13 protein-coding genes are annotated in these 16,298 nt (G+C 47.2%); 2 read left to right on the top strand and 11 right to left on the bottom strand.

From position 1 onward, the window contains the following. Positions 1-38: 38 nt before the first annotated feature. Complete coding sequence (locus LDO05_RS06345) at positions 39-503, bottom strand: CBS domain-containing protein (RefSeq protein WP_251378019.1); 465 nt, start codon at positions 501-503, stop codon at positions 39-41. A gap of 233 nt (positions 504-736) precedes the next feature. Between LDO05_RS06345 and LDO05_RS06340 the strand changes: the two genes are divergently transcribed. Both LDO05_RS06340 and LDO05_RS06335 read left to right on the top strand, forming a co-directional pair. Further along, on the top strand, positions 737-1,690 hold the full coding sequence (locus LDO05_RS06340) for a helix-turn-helix transcriptional regulator (RefSeq protein ID WP_346657627.1): 954 nt from the start codon (positions 737-739) through the stop codon (positions 1,688-1,690). Positions 1,691-1,781: 91 nt separating this feature from the next. Beyond that, the gene (locus tag LDO05_RS06335; protein WP_251378017.1) at positions 1,782-2,237 is read left to right on the top strand and encodes an SRPBCC domain-containing protein; all 456 of its coding nucleotides are present in this window, start codon (positions 1,782-1,784) and stop codon (positions 2,235-2,237) included. Between the two features lie 159 nt (positions 2,238-2,396). On the opposite strand, the gene LDO05_RS06330 is transcribed toward LDO05_RS06335, so the two are convergent. From LDO05_RS06330 to LDO05_RS06285, 10 genes are all read right to left on the bottom strand, one after another. After that, entirely contained in the window at positions 2,397-3,287 is an 891-nt protein-coding gene (locus tag LDO05_RS06330) for a DMT family transporter (RefSeq protein WP_251378016.1), read from the bottom strand. 113 nt (positions 3,288-3,400) lie between these two features. Further along, entirely contained in the window at positions 3,401-5,077 is a 1,677-nt protein-coding gene (locus LDO05_RS06325; protein WP_251378015.1) for a sensor histidine kinase, read from the bottom strand. A gap of 385 nt (positions 5,078-5,462) precedes the next feature. Continuing rightward, positions 5,463-7,031, bottom strand: coding sequence for a glycosyltransferase (locus LDO05_RS06320; protein WP_251378014.1), 1,569 nt, complete (start codon positions 7,029-7,031; stop codon positions 5,463-5,465). 5 nt (positions 7,032-7,036) lie between these two features. Further along, on the bottom strand, positions 7,037-8,116 hold the full coding sequence (locus LDO05_RS06315; protein ID WP_251378013.1) for a tetratricopeptide repeat-containing glycosyltransferase family 2 protein: 1,080 nt from the start codon (positions 8,114-8,116) through the stop codon (positions 7,037-7,039). Between the two features lie 190 nt (positions 8,117-8,306). Then, positions 8,307-8,489: a hypothetical protein gene (locus LDO05_RS06310; protein ID WP_251378012.1), complete on the bottom strand. Its 183-nt coding sequence runs from the start codon at positions 8,487-8,489 to the stop codon at positions 8,307-8,309. Between the two features lie 62 nt (positions 8,490-8,551). After that, complete coding sequence (locus LDO05_RS06305) at positions 8,552-9,391, bottom strand: sugar phosphate isomerase/epimerase family protein (protein ID WP_251378011.1); 840 nt, start codon at positions 9,389-9,391, stop codon at positions 8,552-8,554. Positions 9,392-9,515: 124 nt separating this feature from the next. Continuing rightward, positions 9,516-10,760 (bottom strand): extracellular solute-binding protein, encoded by a 1,245-nt coding sequence (locus tag LDO05_RS06300; protein ID WP_251378010.1) that lies wholly within the window; start codon positions 10,758-10,760, stop codon positions 9,516-9,518. A 25-nt stretch (positions 10,761-10,785) separates the two neighbouring features. Continuing rightward, on the bottom strand, positions 10,786-12,474 hold the full coding sequence (locus LDO05_RS06295; protein ID WP_251378009.1) for a methyl-accepting chemotaxis protein: 1,689 nt from the start codon (positions 12,472-12,474) through the stop codon (positions 10,786-10,788). A gap of 236 nt (positions 12,475-12,710) precedes the next feature. Further along, entirely contained in the window at positions 12,711-14,831 is a 2,121-nt protein-coding gene (locus LDO05_RS06290; RefSeq protein WP_251378008.1) for a cellulase family glycosylhydrolase, read from the bottom strand. A gap of 412 nt (positions 14,832-15,243) precedes the next feature. Beyond that, positions 15,244-16,278, bottom strand: a complete 1,035-nt coding sequence (locus LDO05_RS06285) for an ABC transporter substrate-binding protein (protein ID WP_251378007.1) — start codon at positions 16,276-16,278, stop codon at positions 15,244-15,246. Positions 16,279-16,298 lie beyond the last annotated feature (20 nt).

Raw genomic sequence — 16,298 nt, 5'->3', positions numbered from 1 at the left:
AAATGGAGGTGCCAAGGTCTCTTGAGTATCAACCCGGTTCAAGGGTTAAGAACGAAGGAGTTGACCAGCTGGCGAAGCACGTCTCCCCGGCTGATTACACCCACGATCGTCCCTTGCGGGTCAACGACCGGAATTTTCTTGAAGTGGTGCTTGCCCAGAATTTCAATCGCTCTTTCCAGAGGATCCTCCGGGGATACCGTAAATAAATTTTTGCTGACCATAACCTTGCCAACCGAGGTCTCAAGCTTGTTCATCACAGAGCTGTCCAGTGATTCTGTCTCGGTCTGGATCACATAGCTGAAGAAGTCATATACACGGCCCGTGCTTGGCTTAAGGTAGCGGATGACATCTCCATCACTAATCATGCCAAGCAGCTTGCTCTGGTCGTTCACAACAGGAGCTCCGCCAATTCGCTTATCCACCAGCTTCTGAAGCAGCTCCCTCAGGGTTGTTGTACTGCTGACCGTAACGGGATTCGTAATCATGAAATCTTTGACCTTCATATATACTCCCCCTACTTATGAAGTTATAGCTTTATTGTATTATATACCCTGAAAGTAAGCGTGTGCATTGTATCACAGCGGGAGCTATAGTGAGACCGAACTGTCTCTATAGTCCTAATTCCATCGTCCGCAAAGGAAACTCCGGATGCATGTGGAATATGGAGACAGAAGGGTTCACTGATGACCCCAGCCAAATGAAGAGGGTGCATGCTTAAGTGGCGAAAGCTGATTATATGATGTCAATATTATGGATTCTTCAGACCCGCAAAAGAATTACGGCACGTGAGCTTGCAGAGGAACTGGAGATCAGCGTCCGTTCGGTCTACAGGTATATCGATTCACTGTGTGCCAGCGGGGTTCCTATTACAGCGGATACCGGGCATCATGGCGGGTACCGGCTGATGGAACATTTCAACTCTGTCCCGCTGCTCTTCGATCCTGACGAGCAGAAAAGTCTTGTTCAGGCTGCACAGTTCGCGCAGGATGCCGGGTATCCTTTTCCCGATATCCTGAACCGGGCCATCTCCAAGCTCAAAACGTATATTGGGCCGGAGCAGCTTCAGCAGGTGATGCTCCATGAGAACCGGATCGGAGTCATCACACCTTCATCGGAGAAGCTCGAGGAACATCTTCAGCTGTTGAGCACCTGTGCGGCGGAAGGCTGCACCCTTCATATGGTCTATATGAGAAGTCACGAAGGATCGGCCAAGGAGCGTCTTCTTGATCCATATGGGCTTGTTCAGTGGAAAGGGAACTGGTACGTAGTCGGCTACTGTCACCACCGCAGTGAGATCCGGAGCTTTCGGGTAGACCGAATTCAGACGTTGACGGTTACCGAGCAGACTTTCAGGCACCCTGAATCCTTCTCGGCAAGCCAGTTCTTCATGAACTCCCTGCTTCCCGGATCCAAGGAGGAACCGGACCTCGTACATGTACGGATATCCGGTCAGGAGGAAGCGCTGAATGAGCTAAGCAGGCATTGGCTGTTCGCTCACACGCTAACCAGGCGGGGACCCGGCGAAATTTTGTTCAGATTAACAGAGGAGTCCATTCAGAGCTTCGCGCCCTATTTCCTATTATCTTACGGAAAGGCAATTACCATACTTGAACCCGCGAGTCTGCAGAAGAGGATGGTCGAAATCCTCAAGGGTATGCTGCATCATTATGAGAAGAATGATCTTAACTGACAGCAGCTGGCAGTGATCTTGTACTATACTTGGCCCAGATACTCGGCATATGCAGCTGGGTAGAATCATGAATCAAGGAGGTATAATGGACATGCAAGATCTGAAATATGAAATGTATATCGGCGGCTCACCTGAAGAGGTCTGGGAAGCTTTGGTTGCTCCGCATCAGGTGCAGCAGATTTACTATGGCAGCGTCATTCACTCCACATTCAAGGAAGGGGACCTGCTGGAATACATCGGCCCAGGCAGCGATGGTGAGAAGACACTTCATGTGTTCGGCACGATACTCGAGTTCACCCCGCAGAAGGCATTTCGGTTCACACACAGGGTCGGACCTTCCTATCTCAAGGAGCCGAACGCAGAGAACTATGAATCGCGGATCAGCTGGCTGCTTGAGCCTGTTGGAAGTGTAACAAAGCTGGTTCTCATTCACGATGAGTGGCACGCCAATGACCCTTCCTATGAAGGGAGTCTGAAGAGCTGGCCGATGATTCTCAGCAATATCAAGACCCTTGTCGAGACCGGCCGTACCCTTAATTTCGCCTGAAGTCCGAGCTGCCCGTCCTTAGTGGGAAGCGCGGATTAAGGCAGGGATCGTGAAAAGAAGGAGCCCCGGCAATCAGACCGTGGGCTCCTTCTTTTAAATATTCAGCTATTTGACAGGATCTGCGGAGATCAAGCTTGAGAGTATGCCCGGGCTTGCTCTTCAGCTCCTGTCCGTCTCCCTGCCATAGCGGATAAACACCCAGACCCCAGCAATAATGAACACCCCGGCAATGAGCTGCAGACAGGTCAGTCTCTCATTCAGCAGCAGCCAGGCAAGTAAGGAAGCCACCACCGGTTCCCCTAGAACCGCCATGGACACGGCAGAAGCGTTCATATACTTCAGCAGCCAATTGAATAAATAATGACCGAACAAGGTTGGAATCAAGGCTAGAAGCAGGAATAATCCCCACTCTCTCTCCGAATACCCTCCAAACGGAATCTCATTGACGGCATTGTAGGCAGCCAGAAATATCCCCGCAAAGGCAAAGACACTGAAATTGTACACATAGGCACTGGTCTTCTCCCGCATCCGCTTACCAATCAGAAGATGGGCAGATACTGCAAGTACACTAAGAAATGACATAATATCCCCGGCTAAAGCGGAGCCCGATAAGGTGAAATCCCCAATGCTGATGGCTAGCGAGCCGGCCAGCGCCACAGCCATGCCTAATCTCATGGCAAGATTAGAACGCAGGCGGAACAAATAGAATGAACCGAGCATAACGATAATCGGCTCTAAGGTCAGTATGACTGTAGAACTGGCCACCGTAGTGTACCGAAGTGACGCCATCCACAGTAGGAAATGCAGCCCTAGCGCAATTCCCGAGACTGACAGCATACCGAGCTGCCGCAGAGTCAGCTGAGAGAATTCAGTTCTGTATTTCCATAACAGCGGAATTAACAAGAGGTCTGTAATGAACATGCGGTACATGGCAATAACCGATACCTCAGCCTGTGACCATTTCACAAAGATGGCCGCAGACGAGATGGCGATAATCCCCAGAATATACAATAACTCAGTGGAGAATCCACCTTTGAGTACAGATTTCATGTTGTGAAGTTCCCCTTTCCTGAGCAAACGGCAGGCATTGTTGTTCTGATCTATTGCAAGGAAGCCCGGGAATATGCTCCCGGGCTTCGGTTCCAGCGGTGGTGTCTCCTCAATCAAGCGAACCCATGCATTTCTTTGGGGCTAAGGGGAATGTCGATCTTGAAGCAGGTATATTCGCTGCTGCTCTCAAGTGTAATCCGCCCATTATAGCCCTCAACAAGCTTTCTTACAATCGCGAGACCCAGACCACTGTTCCGGGTCTTGGGCTTTGTCGTGAATCCATGATCAAAGATCCGCTCTCTGAGCTCTTCCGGTATGGGTTCACCATTATTGCGAACCTGAATAGTTAGTTTCTTGTGCTCAACCCGCGCTATCACTTCCACTCTCCGTTCAGCTTCATCCATATCCTGAACGGCATAGAACGCATTATCAACCAGATTCCCGGTAATGCGGACAAGGTTCGTAATTTTTAATATATCCAGATCCAACAGCTCAAACCCCGAGAAATAATACTCAAAGTTAATTTTCCGTTCCAGCGCCTGAGCCACTTTGGCCTGAATAAGCCCATTGAACGCGGGAACCTGAATATCAATAATGTCATTAAGCGATTTATTAATATGGTTGAGGCTGTGAAGGTATGCTTCAAGCTCATCATATTTCTTAATTCTCGCAAGTCCCGTGAGCGCGAAGATATGATTCACGAAATCATGCCGATACTCCTTGATTGTAGTGAACAGGCTGTCTATATTTTGAAGGTACATGCTTTGAACATCGTTCACAATTCTGCTCTGCTTCTTAATGTATCTAACAACGGCAGTAATCATTAAGGCTCCGATGACCAGGATAATCAAGGCCACAATCGATATTCTTACTTCTTTCTGAATCAAGTCCGATGTAAGCTGATCCATGTCGGAAGTCACGATGACCAGCATGCGGTCGAATCCTTTATTCACATTATCCTCCAGGCTAATTGGTGAATAGGTTCTCAGCACGGACCTCCCATTGATCTCCATCACCTTATGCACTTTCTCCATCTTGGAAAAAGCCTCTTTCGCAAGTGTTGAATCTTCCGGGGAGGTATAATTATATTTACCATAGAGAAGCTTGCGTTCAGAATGCCATTCAGGCTTATCCTTCGGCACCTTCCATTCTCCCTGCAGAATTTTGTCGTTAAGTATGCCAATTTCAAGGATTAACGGGTTGCTTTTCTCCTGTTCCTCGATATTGAACTGCACCCCAGCCTTGTCTCTGAACCTGTTAATGATACTTTCCGAAATATAAGGATCAATCAGATAGTCTGTGGTCCCGTCGTTGTAGTATCCCCATTTGCTGATTTTAGTAGGATCAGAGGAGGAGGTATCGAATGGGCCCGCCCAAAAATTAGGCAGGTTCTCGCCAAAGTTCGGAATCGGCGTAGCATTATGCTTTTCCATCAATTCCTTGAAGACTACGTTCCACTTTCCCTTGCCCCAGGTCTCCGTGGTCATGCCGATTTCTTTGGGATCACTGGACTTCTCTCCGATAAAGTTATTCTCATTCTTCAAATACCTGAACAAGGTCAAATCTTCAATGCCAAGCTTGTCGCGGATCCGGACCAGCTGTTCATTGGATACCTCATCAAGCTTATGCGGCAGCATAGCCTGGGCTGCAATCGAGGCAAGGCGCAGCTTACCCGACAAGGCTTCCTCGAAGAGCATCTCCCCCTTTTGTGTAATCTCCAGCGAAGATTTAATATGTGAGGTCATCATCTCAATGCTCTGCTTCTGTCCATCAAGAAGCGTGCTTCTCATAGTGTAGTAATAAATTCCGTTCAAAAAGATTAACAGAAGGCTCATCACTAATATGTATACAATCATTAATCTTCTAAATCCAATCATCTCGGGAACGTTCCTTTCTAATTATCTAATGCCAGAGTACTATACTATTAATCGACATATTTCTTCTTTTTATGACATAAATAAAAAAAACTACTCTATTTTAATATACACAAAGAAAATAAGGGAGGAATATACCACCCTTAGCTCCTGATCTCTTCTGTTGGAGAGCATGCATCTGTTAGTATATTTATTTATTCGACAAACTTCTCAATACTCCTTTCTCTTTCGTACCAAATCAGCAGCGTAACCTCTGCAGGAGGTCTGTCATTCAATTGCCAGCTGCTGATTCCTTGCTCTCCTAAAGCTGCTCTATCCATCTCACAAGATGTGGGTGCTCATCACCAATCGATAAATATTGGGCCAAGCATCCAAACTTGCCTTGCGGATCAAGCTTCATGTACCTGTCGAATTTTCGAGCACGATCCTCCTCGCTCATCCAACCAAAATGCTTGAGACGCAGGTCAGAGAGCGCATGGGTCAGCTTGAGTATATTATTAGGAAATCTTCCGCAGTGCTGCGGCGTTTCTTGCCAGGTATATTCAAAATTCGGACGATATCTTAGTAAAAAAGGACGGTATGTCTTATGTGATCTCCAAAAGCTGTCTTCCCGGTAGTGATCTTCATTCCAAAAATCATATAAACGAAAACAAAACACATCCGTCTGCGTCTGGCCAAGAAGCTTCGGCAGCTCCATGTGGAATCTAGTCTCGAACATTTCGTCCGCATCAAGGTTCAAGATCCATTCCGGGTTGGTGGAGATCGTCTCCTTCCATTGCTGCTTACGAAGCTCCACTTCATTCGAGAACTTGGATAACTTGTTGCTGACCAAATGAACAGGAATACCATCAAAATACTCCTTGCAGATATCCGCTGTATTATCAGTACTGCCGTCGTCTATAATGACAACCTCATCAACATACTTCTTGTGTTCAGCAATGACTTTCTCCAAATAACGGCCGCTTTCATTCTTCACGACCATCGACAAGGTCAATTTCGGTCTGGTTCCCGTTATAACTTGAGGGGCCCGACTGACCGATGCCGGCTGTTCATGGTCTTGGGTTGATAATGTTCTGGACACGTAGCCGGGAACACCTTCCAGGTCGGATTCCCGGTATATATGATAAGCCGGATAATGGGTGTCTACGTATAACCGCAGCCCAAGCGCAGCCGCCCTTATACAGAAGTGCCGGTCTTCTCCCCAGAATGAGAGATTTGGAATGGGCTTGAAATTCACACCAGCCCTGAGCGCGTGCGCGCTGATTAATGTGCATGCTCCCAGTCCACCTACCTCATAGACGCCGGGCATCCTCATTTGCCGAATAAACTCATCATAACGCCGCGATTTGTCTTCATCTGTAAGCTTCTCTCCCCGGACCTGCTTCCACTGGATATATTCATCACTCAGCCACACCTGGGGTTGTTCGCCGGCTTCAGGCTGCCATTTTGTCCAGAAGATTTCCGAGATAATGTCCTTCCCGAGTGACACTAAATGATCAACAGTCTGAGGATACAAGACAATATCAGAGTCCACTAAAAACAGATAATCATATCCCAGTGCCAAGCCGTAGTCTAGGATCATGTTCTTGATACCCGCCACATGCCATATTAGGCCCTCATTCCAATAATGGGTCCTGTCATCACATACATAATCAGCTTCATGAACCGAATTCATAATCGTCACGTTGTTGTTAGCCTGCTTAAATTCGCGGAGAAGTTCACTTGATCTGGTCTCTTTGTTATCATCCACAAACATGTAAGAATACTCAATCTTGAATTGGTCCAAGCGGGTCAGCGACTCAAGAAAGTGTTGCAGAATCGAAGGCTTCTGATAAACAGGGCTTGCCACCAGAACTTTAATCTTAGCCATCCCTCTCAGGCCTCTTTATGCAGAAGCGGCTCTAAGTATATTTTGTTATGAAGTATCCTCGTATCCGTTGGACGATATGTCCGGGCCTCTTCGTTATGCTTGTATGCTAACTCATATTGGCCTATCCGGTCATAACACACACACAGCTGCAGATGGGGCAGCCAGGTTGAGAAGCTTGGATTCTGAAAGCCCATGCTTCCTTTAGGCAGTTCAATCGTGGTGGCCAGTTGGTACCAGAAAATAGCCGCGTTGTAATTATGCCTGGATATAAAATAAAAGCCTAATCTGCAGCACAATTCCGGCCTCGGGTGATCATATTGTAACGAGCGCAGAGTAGATTCAAGCTGTGCCTCGGCATCTCCCAGTGCAAAATAACAGTCGGCCAGTCGGATACAAGCCGAAATATTATCCTCCACCCAGCCTTGCCGGGTTGACAGGAATTTCTCGTAATACTCGGCAGCCCGCTCATACAGCTGGTGATCACGCAATTCGTTAGCATAGTAGAATAAATCCCTGGGTGTAAATTCTCTACCTTCTGACAGCTGCTGTTCGTATATCTGTAAATTTCTGTCTGCATCGTGCCGGATGCTTTTGTGAGTGACTGCGATATCACTGGTGAATATATCTCCACTCACTTCGAGATATTCATGGACGGCGCCAATCCATTCAAACTGCTTACTCCTGTTGACCAGACGGTTCCGCACGGACTTCATAGTCACATTGCCGTATTCATCAGCTGCCAAATGATACTCCATAGTCACAGAATCAATAGAAGGCTCCAGCTCATTCTTCAATAGCTGCAGCTTTCGCCGATCTTCCTCCAGGAACACGTCATCGGCGTCGAACCACAAGATAAAGTCTTTGGTTGCTGTCTGGAAAGCAAAGTTCCTGGCCTTGGCAAAATCATTAACCCACTCGAAGTCAAAGATACGATTCGTATAATTTGAAGCAATTTCTTTGGTGCGGTCATCCGATCCCGTGTCAACAATATTGATCTCATCCACTATACCCTGTACCGAGTCCAGGCATCGGCCAAGCGTATCCTCTTCATTCTTAACAATCATACATAAGCTTATGGTTATCATTAGGTAGACCAACTCCCTAATCAAATCTAACGATTAATCCCTGGCTTGTAGATCATATGCGCAGGCAGCAAGTACGAATCATTGAATGATCTATCTCCCAGATGGAGATTACGAAGAAAAAGCCTGAACCTGCGGCTGTTACCGCAAATCCAGGCTTTTGTCGCTGTACTCAGACAGAAAGATTCTGAGTTTATACCCCATTCAGATTTAGGGGCTCTTGTTCATTCCCCTCGTTAACGTCATCCTTCATCGTATTCACAGGCGTCGTGTTCTTGGCATTCTCCAGCGTATCATTCACAAAAGCCATGTCCTGATTCTTGGCCTTCATGTTCGTTGTTCCTCTATAGTTCCCGCTGTGAGACTTGTTCTCCATTCCATATCCCCTCCTTCATTTCTAATTCTTGTCTCCTTATATCTTGTACCTCATGCTGAATTTTATGTATTCTTCAACGCATGGAGTGTCTTGTCCGCAGCCGCCTTCGTTCTTACAGCGGCTTCTTTGGCCCCTAAAGCCGGAAGCTCCTTACCAAATGTCTCCACGGACACATAACTGTCGTATCCGATTCTGCCGAGACTTTCAAACATGGCGGCCAAATCAATAATCCCTTCACCCGGCAGCAGGCGCACTTGATCAAGCTGTTCATCCACCGGCTCATTCGGGGCATCATTCATATGGACCAGCACAATCTGCTCTGACCTTAGATTTAGAATATCCTGCGCGGTCCCGCCGGAAGTGAACCAGTGGAAGCTGTCGAACAAGAGGCCTACGTTCGGCTCTCCAATCGCGTCAATCAGATCTAACGCACCCCGAAGATCATGGATAAAATCATACTTTTGAGTACGCAAAGTCTTGGGACCTACCCATTCGAGTCCGAAGCGGATCCCTTGTGCGCCTAATATTTGAGCGCACTTCCGAAGTCTTACCACCGTACGGCACGTGTACTCGGCAACCGGTTCATCTGTAGTTGGCATGAGCCATGTACAGCAGCGCTCCACACCGAGCTCACGGGCGAATGCAGCGAGACGGGGAAGTTCCGCCAGCTCCTGCTCGAACTCCTCTTCGCTGCGCCGGAATTCGACAGGCAGCCCAATACAGCCAAGTACAAGATTTCTTGAGGACAGCAGCTCCCGTGCCGCTTCAAGGGACTGCTTCTCTGCAATCTCCGCAAAGGGCCGAATATCATATTCTATCGCGGGAAAGCCAGCGCCACTCGCTGCGTCCAAGAATTCAAGGAAGGCTCCCCCTGTTGTTACAGGATTAAGAGTAAGGATCAATTGCTTCCACCTCGTTTCATAGTATTAATCCTATTATAAAGGACAGAAAGGCAGCAATTGAATCCTGTGAAGGATTAATTGCTGCCCTGCTGTATCATATTTTATTCAGAATAGCTCTTTTTCTTCATCGATCAAGCTTCAGCAGTTCACGCCAAGCCACTTCAATGTTTTTGCCGGCTTGTTCGGGAGTAATCTTCTCGAGCAGCATTTGGCCCAAATTAGAAGTAAAGTCGGCGAACATGTCTTCACCTTCGGCAATACGTGGACGAGGCTTGGCCAGTGCCAATACCTGCTTAAAGCTTTGAATAATTGTGTCATTGGCCAGACTTGGGTCCTGATATACACTTAGACGGCTAGGTAAGGACTTGAATTCCTTAACTCGCTGGGTCTGGTTCTTCGAGTTCGTTAAATACTGAATGAACTTATAGGTCTCTGCGGGATGCTTGCTGTATTTGGAGATGACAAAGCTCTGTCCTCCCGCAGGCGAGCCTTGTCCCTTAGGTCCCTTTGGAACTGGAGCAATTCCCAGGTTATTCGAGCCCTTGAACTCGCTGCCGCTTAGCAGATCACTCACAGCCCACGGACCATTCACGATCATTGAGGATTTCCCCTCTTTGAAGTCTGTCATCATTTTATTATAGCTGTCACTGAAATCCGGGTATGGCTGAGTTACTCCACTGCTGCGAAGCTCTTGAAGGAATTCCAGAGCTTTAATCGAATCAGGGGAGGCAATGTGAACTTTGCGGTCATCTGTGATGGTCTCTCCACCAAACGCCCAAATATATGGAATAGCAAAGAATGAATCATCAGATAGAAAAATTCCGTAACGACCTTCGTTGGTTGCTTTCTTCGCTATATCCATCATCTCGGCCATGGTCTGCGGGGGATTGGAATATCCAAGCTCTTTAAGAATCCGTTTGTTGTACAGTAACGCTGGAGCTTCCATTACTGTAGGCAGCCCGTATAATTTGTTGTTAATAACAAGGGAATTAAGCGCTGCCGGATTGAAATCAGCTCTGTCCTTTGCAGCAATCATTGAATCAAGGGGATACAGCAGCCCTAATTCAACGAACTCGGGAACCCAGGAGCTGTCGGATCTGAATCCATCCAGCGTCTGATCCCCCAGCATTGCTGTCTTGACATAGTTGGAAGCTGAGCCAAAACCAACATTGACTACTTTCACCTTAATGCCTGGGTTTTCTTTCTCGAAGGCTTTAATATTGCTTGAGAAGAACTCAGCTTCCTTCCCTTCATAAGTACTTACGAAAGTTATGGTTACCGGCTGCTCTGACTTGGAAGAACTCGAACAGGCACTTACTAATATTAAAGAAAACATTAATAGAACGGCCATAGATCGTTTTAATATCATACTGTGTCACCCCTGGTTATAGAATTTATAATCGGAATTTGCCGATTAGCTGCTTAAGTTCGTCAGCCGAATTGGCTAGTTCAGTTGAGGAAGCGGAGATTTCCTCCATGGAGGCAAGCTGTTCCTCAGTTGAAGCAGCCACACTCTGTGTACCTGATGAATTCTCAGTAGCGATCTGTGAGATCATGGTTATACCTGAGACCACAGATTCAGTATCGGTCATAATCTCGGTAGTCGACGCGGTAACTCCCTGCACGTCTTCTTCCACCTGATTAATGAGCTCTATAATTCTCTCGAAGGAATCCCCAGCCACTTCAATTAGCTGAATTCCCTTACGAACCTCAAGAGTTCCCTGTTCCATTTCCTGTGATGCCATATTAGCTTCCTGCTGGATACCCGTAATCAGGCCTTGTATCTGATCAGCTGATACACGGGACTGCTCGGCGAGCTTCCGGACTTCCTGGGCTACAACCGAGAAGCCGCGCCCTTGCTCACCGGCTCTTGCCGCTTCAATAGCTGCGTTCAAGGCAAGCAGGTCTGTCTGGCTGGCTATATCCATAATGAGCTGTGTAGCTTTGCCTATCTGGACGGCCTGCTGCTCCAGATCGTCTATAACTTCAGCAAGCTTGCCGTTACTGCTCTCAATTGTACGAACTTGCTGAATAACCTTGATCAAATCATCTTTACCCTGCATAGCTGTTGCGGAGGTATGAGTAACCGTCTGCAGCACAGCTTGTCCATTGCTGGCTATGTGATGCACCTTGTCCGAGAGGTTCGTGATGGTATCCAGGTTCTGGGTAACCTGAGTGGCTTGAGTCTCTGTCCCTTCTGTAATCTCCTGCATAACTGTAGCGATATACGAAGTAGCCTGGCTGGTCTGTTCAGCACTGGCCTGCAGCTGAGCGGAAGAAGCCGCTACCTGCATAGACACCATTTCCGCACTTCCAATAACGGTTCTAAGTGAATCTGTCATCGTATTAAATGCCGTGGCAAGCTCAGAGAGCTCATCTCTCCCCTTGAAGCTTAATGCCTCAACCTGAAGGTTGCCCTCTGCTACGGCACCAGCAGATTGAATCAGCTTCCGGGTCCGGTTAATCATATACCGAGACAGCAGATAAGCGATTCCAACAGACAATAGGATGGCTATGCCAACCAGTGAGTAGTTAACCAGCTTAACCCTTTGATTCATGCTGGAAATCTCATTTTTGTACATTTCAATCTTTGCCTGTTCATCCTTCATGAAGGACAGAAGGGAGAAGGCAACGGATTCGAACGACTCCTTGCTGTATTTCTCTTGAGCCGTCAGGGTCTCGCCAGCTGCCTTTTTGTCCATAATGGTTCTCTTGTACTCCATATTGCGGGACCACAGTGTGCGGAACTGCTCGATCTGCTTCAGGCTGCCCTGATCCTTGGTCATTTTCTTAAGATTGGATAGTTCCAGATCCACGAACTTAACCGTCTCATCAAAACTGCTCTTGAAATTACCCATCATATTGTCCGGAGCAAGCAAATAATGTGCCCCGTTGTCATTGGCCGTTCTGGCAAACAGATTCAACCGCTGAATGACTTCCATTCTTTTCTGAGACTCAAAGATGCTGTCATTGAGGCCTGAGATCGTCTGGTTCATCATTGTCGTAACCGTTACTGTTGTTAAGAACAGTAGGATTATGGAGAAAAAGCTGAGTAACAATCTAGTTCGAAGTTTAATTGCCAAAGAAAGAACCCCCCGATGTTTAAATAAAATAAATAGTAAGCAGCACGCTGCAAAGTTACATGGACAGATTATATATCGACAAAAATCGATTTTTGTTTAACAATTTATTAGGTAATGATTGCCAAGACTATGTAACTTATAGCAGAGACCGTAGTTGGGACGATTCTCAAGGTGATTGATTAATCACAAGAAGCCCGGGATGGGTATCCCGGGCTTCTCTCATTCCGTATTAAAGTCTAGTTAAAAACAGTAGCCAGCTTGGAAGTGTTCTTAATTCCATTCGGACCATTAATGATTGCGTTCCCCTGCTCCGTGTAACTGGTACCTGCCCAGTCATTGGCCATATCCAGATACTCAAGTCCGCTGCCATTGCCCTTCCATGACCATCCGAGATAGCCTACGCCTTTTTGCTGGCTATAGCTCATGATGGTTGCCTCATCCACATCTCCATTTGTGTGTCTAATTCCGAATTCACCTATTACCAGTGCCAGATTCTTATTCAGAATATTGTCTATGTTGCTTTTAACCGTTGAAGCATTTCCGCCTGCATACTCATACATATGAACAGAGAACATTGTATTCTTCTGAGGATCTGAATTAAACACCTGTGTTCCATAGTCAACGATCGACTGCGGATATTGTCCCCAACCTGCGCCGTCAACCATGATTGTATTCTTGATGCCGGCATTTCGAAGCTTAGGGATAACAGAAATATAGCCTTTAGCCCAATCTGCTCCGTTCCAAGTGCCGTACCATTCATTTGCGATATTGAGGATCACCGTTTTCTCTTTCCCGATTAAGGCACTCTTCATCTCGATCCAGTAATTCGCAATATTATCAAGTACAGCTGCGCTGTCGGAGCCCGTACCATCGTGCACCTCAAGAACAGCAATCAGCTTGTTTTGTTCACACAGAGTAACCAGCCTTTGTAATGCAGACAAGCTGTCCTTGGTCCACTGCTGCCCGTCGGAAAGCACGATTCTTACCGTGTTCGCACCTGTTCTGGCAATGGCGGGTATGGCCACGTCCTCCTGACCTTTATACCAGGTGTAAGCATGGTTAATCCCTCTCATCACAAAAGGATTCCCATTCGCGTCATACAGAGTTGTCCCATCAATGTAGAATCCGGCATGCTGCGTTGTGGCCGGGTTCGTAGTGACGCTTACCGCATTGCTTGCGGCCGACACATTGCCCGCTGCGTCCTTTGCCTTCACGGTGAAGCTGTACACTGTAGCTGCAGTTAATCCTGTAACTGTATAACTTGTTGATGTGCTTGATCCGGCGAGAGTAGTCCCTCTATAGATGTCATACCCTGCTACGCCTACATTATCTGTAGATGCTGCCCAGGTGAGAGTTGCTGTTGTGGCTGTCTTAGATGTACTTGCGAGGTTGGTTGGAGCTGTTGGTGGTGTGATATCCTGCTGTGTTGTGACTTTGGTGAATTTCCACTTTTGCTGTGCATTTCCATTATCCGTCCATTGCTGGACATTCGCTCCATCTGCTGTCGAGCCGCCGGCAACGTCCAAGGCTTTACCGCTAGATCCGGAAATCAGCTTATAGTATCCACCGCTAACATCAACGATTTTCCATTTTTGATTCGCCTGACCATTGTCTGTCCATTGGTGCACATTGGCTCCATCATGAGTGAATGCTCCCTCTACATCCAGTGCTTTACCGCTGGACTGAGAGATCAGCTTATAATATCCGCCACCAACATCTACGGCCTTCCATTGCTGCTCCGGTCTGCCGTTATCCGTCCACTGCTGCACATTGGCACCATCTGCGGACGAACCGCCAGCTACCTCAAGACTTTTCCCGCTATGCTGCGCTGTCACCTTGTAGATTCCACCAGACACAATTCCGCTTTGTCCTGGTTCATTATTTCCGTTAGCAGCGTATACCTCGAAATCCCAAAGAGAGAAACCGTAATTCGTCGCCCTTTGGATTCCATACATTCTTACATATCTAGCACTGTTCGTTGCAAAGGAAATCTCATCAATTCCCCCATCTCCTGCCTGTGTGGAATATACAGTTGTCCAATTACTGTTGTCATTTGACGTCTCAATTCTGTAGGACTTGGCATATGCTGTCTCCCAGTTCAGCTTAACTGCGTTAATATTTGTAGCTGTGCCCAGATCCACGCTGATCCACTGTGAATCCGAATAGCTGGAGGACCACCTGGTAGATGAATTCCCATCAAAAGCTAGTCCAGCTGTCTTGGATGAATCCTCCACGGAGCTTGCTGTGGCAGTTTTGTTCAGCGCAACATTAACCCTCGTTGCTGCCTCCGCATTTGTAAGCGGTAACAAATTAATAAATAGAGCAAGAATAGTTAAGCAGGATAACATTCTTTTCATTAACTTTAACCTCCGTAATTTTGTTTTTGGACAAAGATTAGGTTACGCATTAGGTTGTGATGTTGCAGAAGTCCAGATTGGATCATGTCTGAACGTGTTAGACTGCAAGGTGAATAGAAAGGAGACAAGAAGCTGTGAGGGGCACATGATGCATAGTACTGAACTAGCGTGGAGTGCAATTGACTTCGACTACATTAAAGTAAAGCTGCCTATCTTCTAATCATGATTTCCCTCCCTTCACTTCGAAGTTTAAGCTTATCGGTAAGCTTAGAGATTACTATAATTTGTAAGCGATTTCATGTCAATATATTTTTCTGCACAAGCAGCCGATTTGACAAAGTCAAACAACCTTCATCCTGTATTCAGGACCAAGGCTGTTTTAGAAATTATTCGAATTTCTATTTCATTTTCTTCAATATTTTCGGTTCTCAATTGCCCGCGCAGCGGTCCCCTTCGTAAATACTCCTTCACGGGTGACAATTCGTTTGGGCAGCGTATGACCTGCCACAACCTCCTTGGCCGCTTGTATTAGCTGAGGTCCCAGCAGTGGATTGCATTCCACTGTACAGTTCAGCTTGCCCGCAAGCATAGCCTGAAAAGCTTCTTTTCCACCATCTACAGAAACGATCACAATATCATTGCCCGGCCTAAGTCCAGCCTCCTCAATCGCCTCAATGGCTCCAAATGCCATATCATCATTGTGGGAATACAGTACTTGGATGTCTTTGCCATACTTCTTCAAGTACCCGGTCATAATGGCCTTCCCCGATTCGCGTGTGAAATCCCCGGTATCCGATGCAACAATAGACATCGCAGGATTCCTGGATATCATCTCTTCAAAGCCCTTCTTCCGGTCAATGGCTGGTGCGGAATTCAGCGTTCCCTGAATCTCGGCAATCTGAATCGGACCGCGGACCAGTCGCATTTTATCAAGTACGTACTTACCAGCTTTACGGCCCTCTTCCGTAAAATTAGAGCCAATTAGAGTTATGTACAGCGAGGGGTCAGCAACGTTAACGGATCGGTCTGTGATAATAACGGGAATCCCGGCATCCTTCGCTTCCTTAAGTACCTCTTCCCAGCCGCTCTCTACTACGGGGGAGAAGCCGATCACATCTACCCTGCGGGTGATAAAAGAACGAATTGCCTGAATCTGGTTCTCCTGCTTCTGCTGCGCATCTTCAAATAACAACTCCACACTTGCCTGCTTGGCTGCTTCCTTGATCGATTTCGTATTCGCCGCACGCCATGCGCTCTCCGAACCAACCTGGGAGAAGCCCAGGACGAGCGGCCTTTCCTGATCCTGTGGAAGCTCCGTGAACTCCTGCTCATGTAATGCAGGCAGAATTGTTGCTTCTTGTGTCGCCACTTCCCTGCTTTGCTCTGACCGGCAACCGCTAATGAATATTAAGACGACGAACAGAATGCTGATCCGCCTCATCTTCATAGCTACCTCCCCGAGTATGA

The sequence above is a fragment of the Paenibacillus sp. YPG26 genome (assembly GCF_023704175.1).
Taxonomy (GTDB): domain Bacteria; phylum Bacillota; class Bacilli; order Paenibacillales; family Paenibacillaceae; genus Fontibacillus.
The sequence above is the reverse complement of the archived record's forward strand: the minus strand, read 5'-3'. Positions and strand labels throughout refer to the sequence as shown.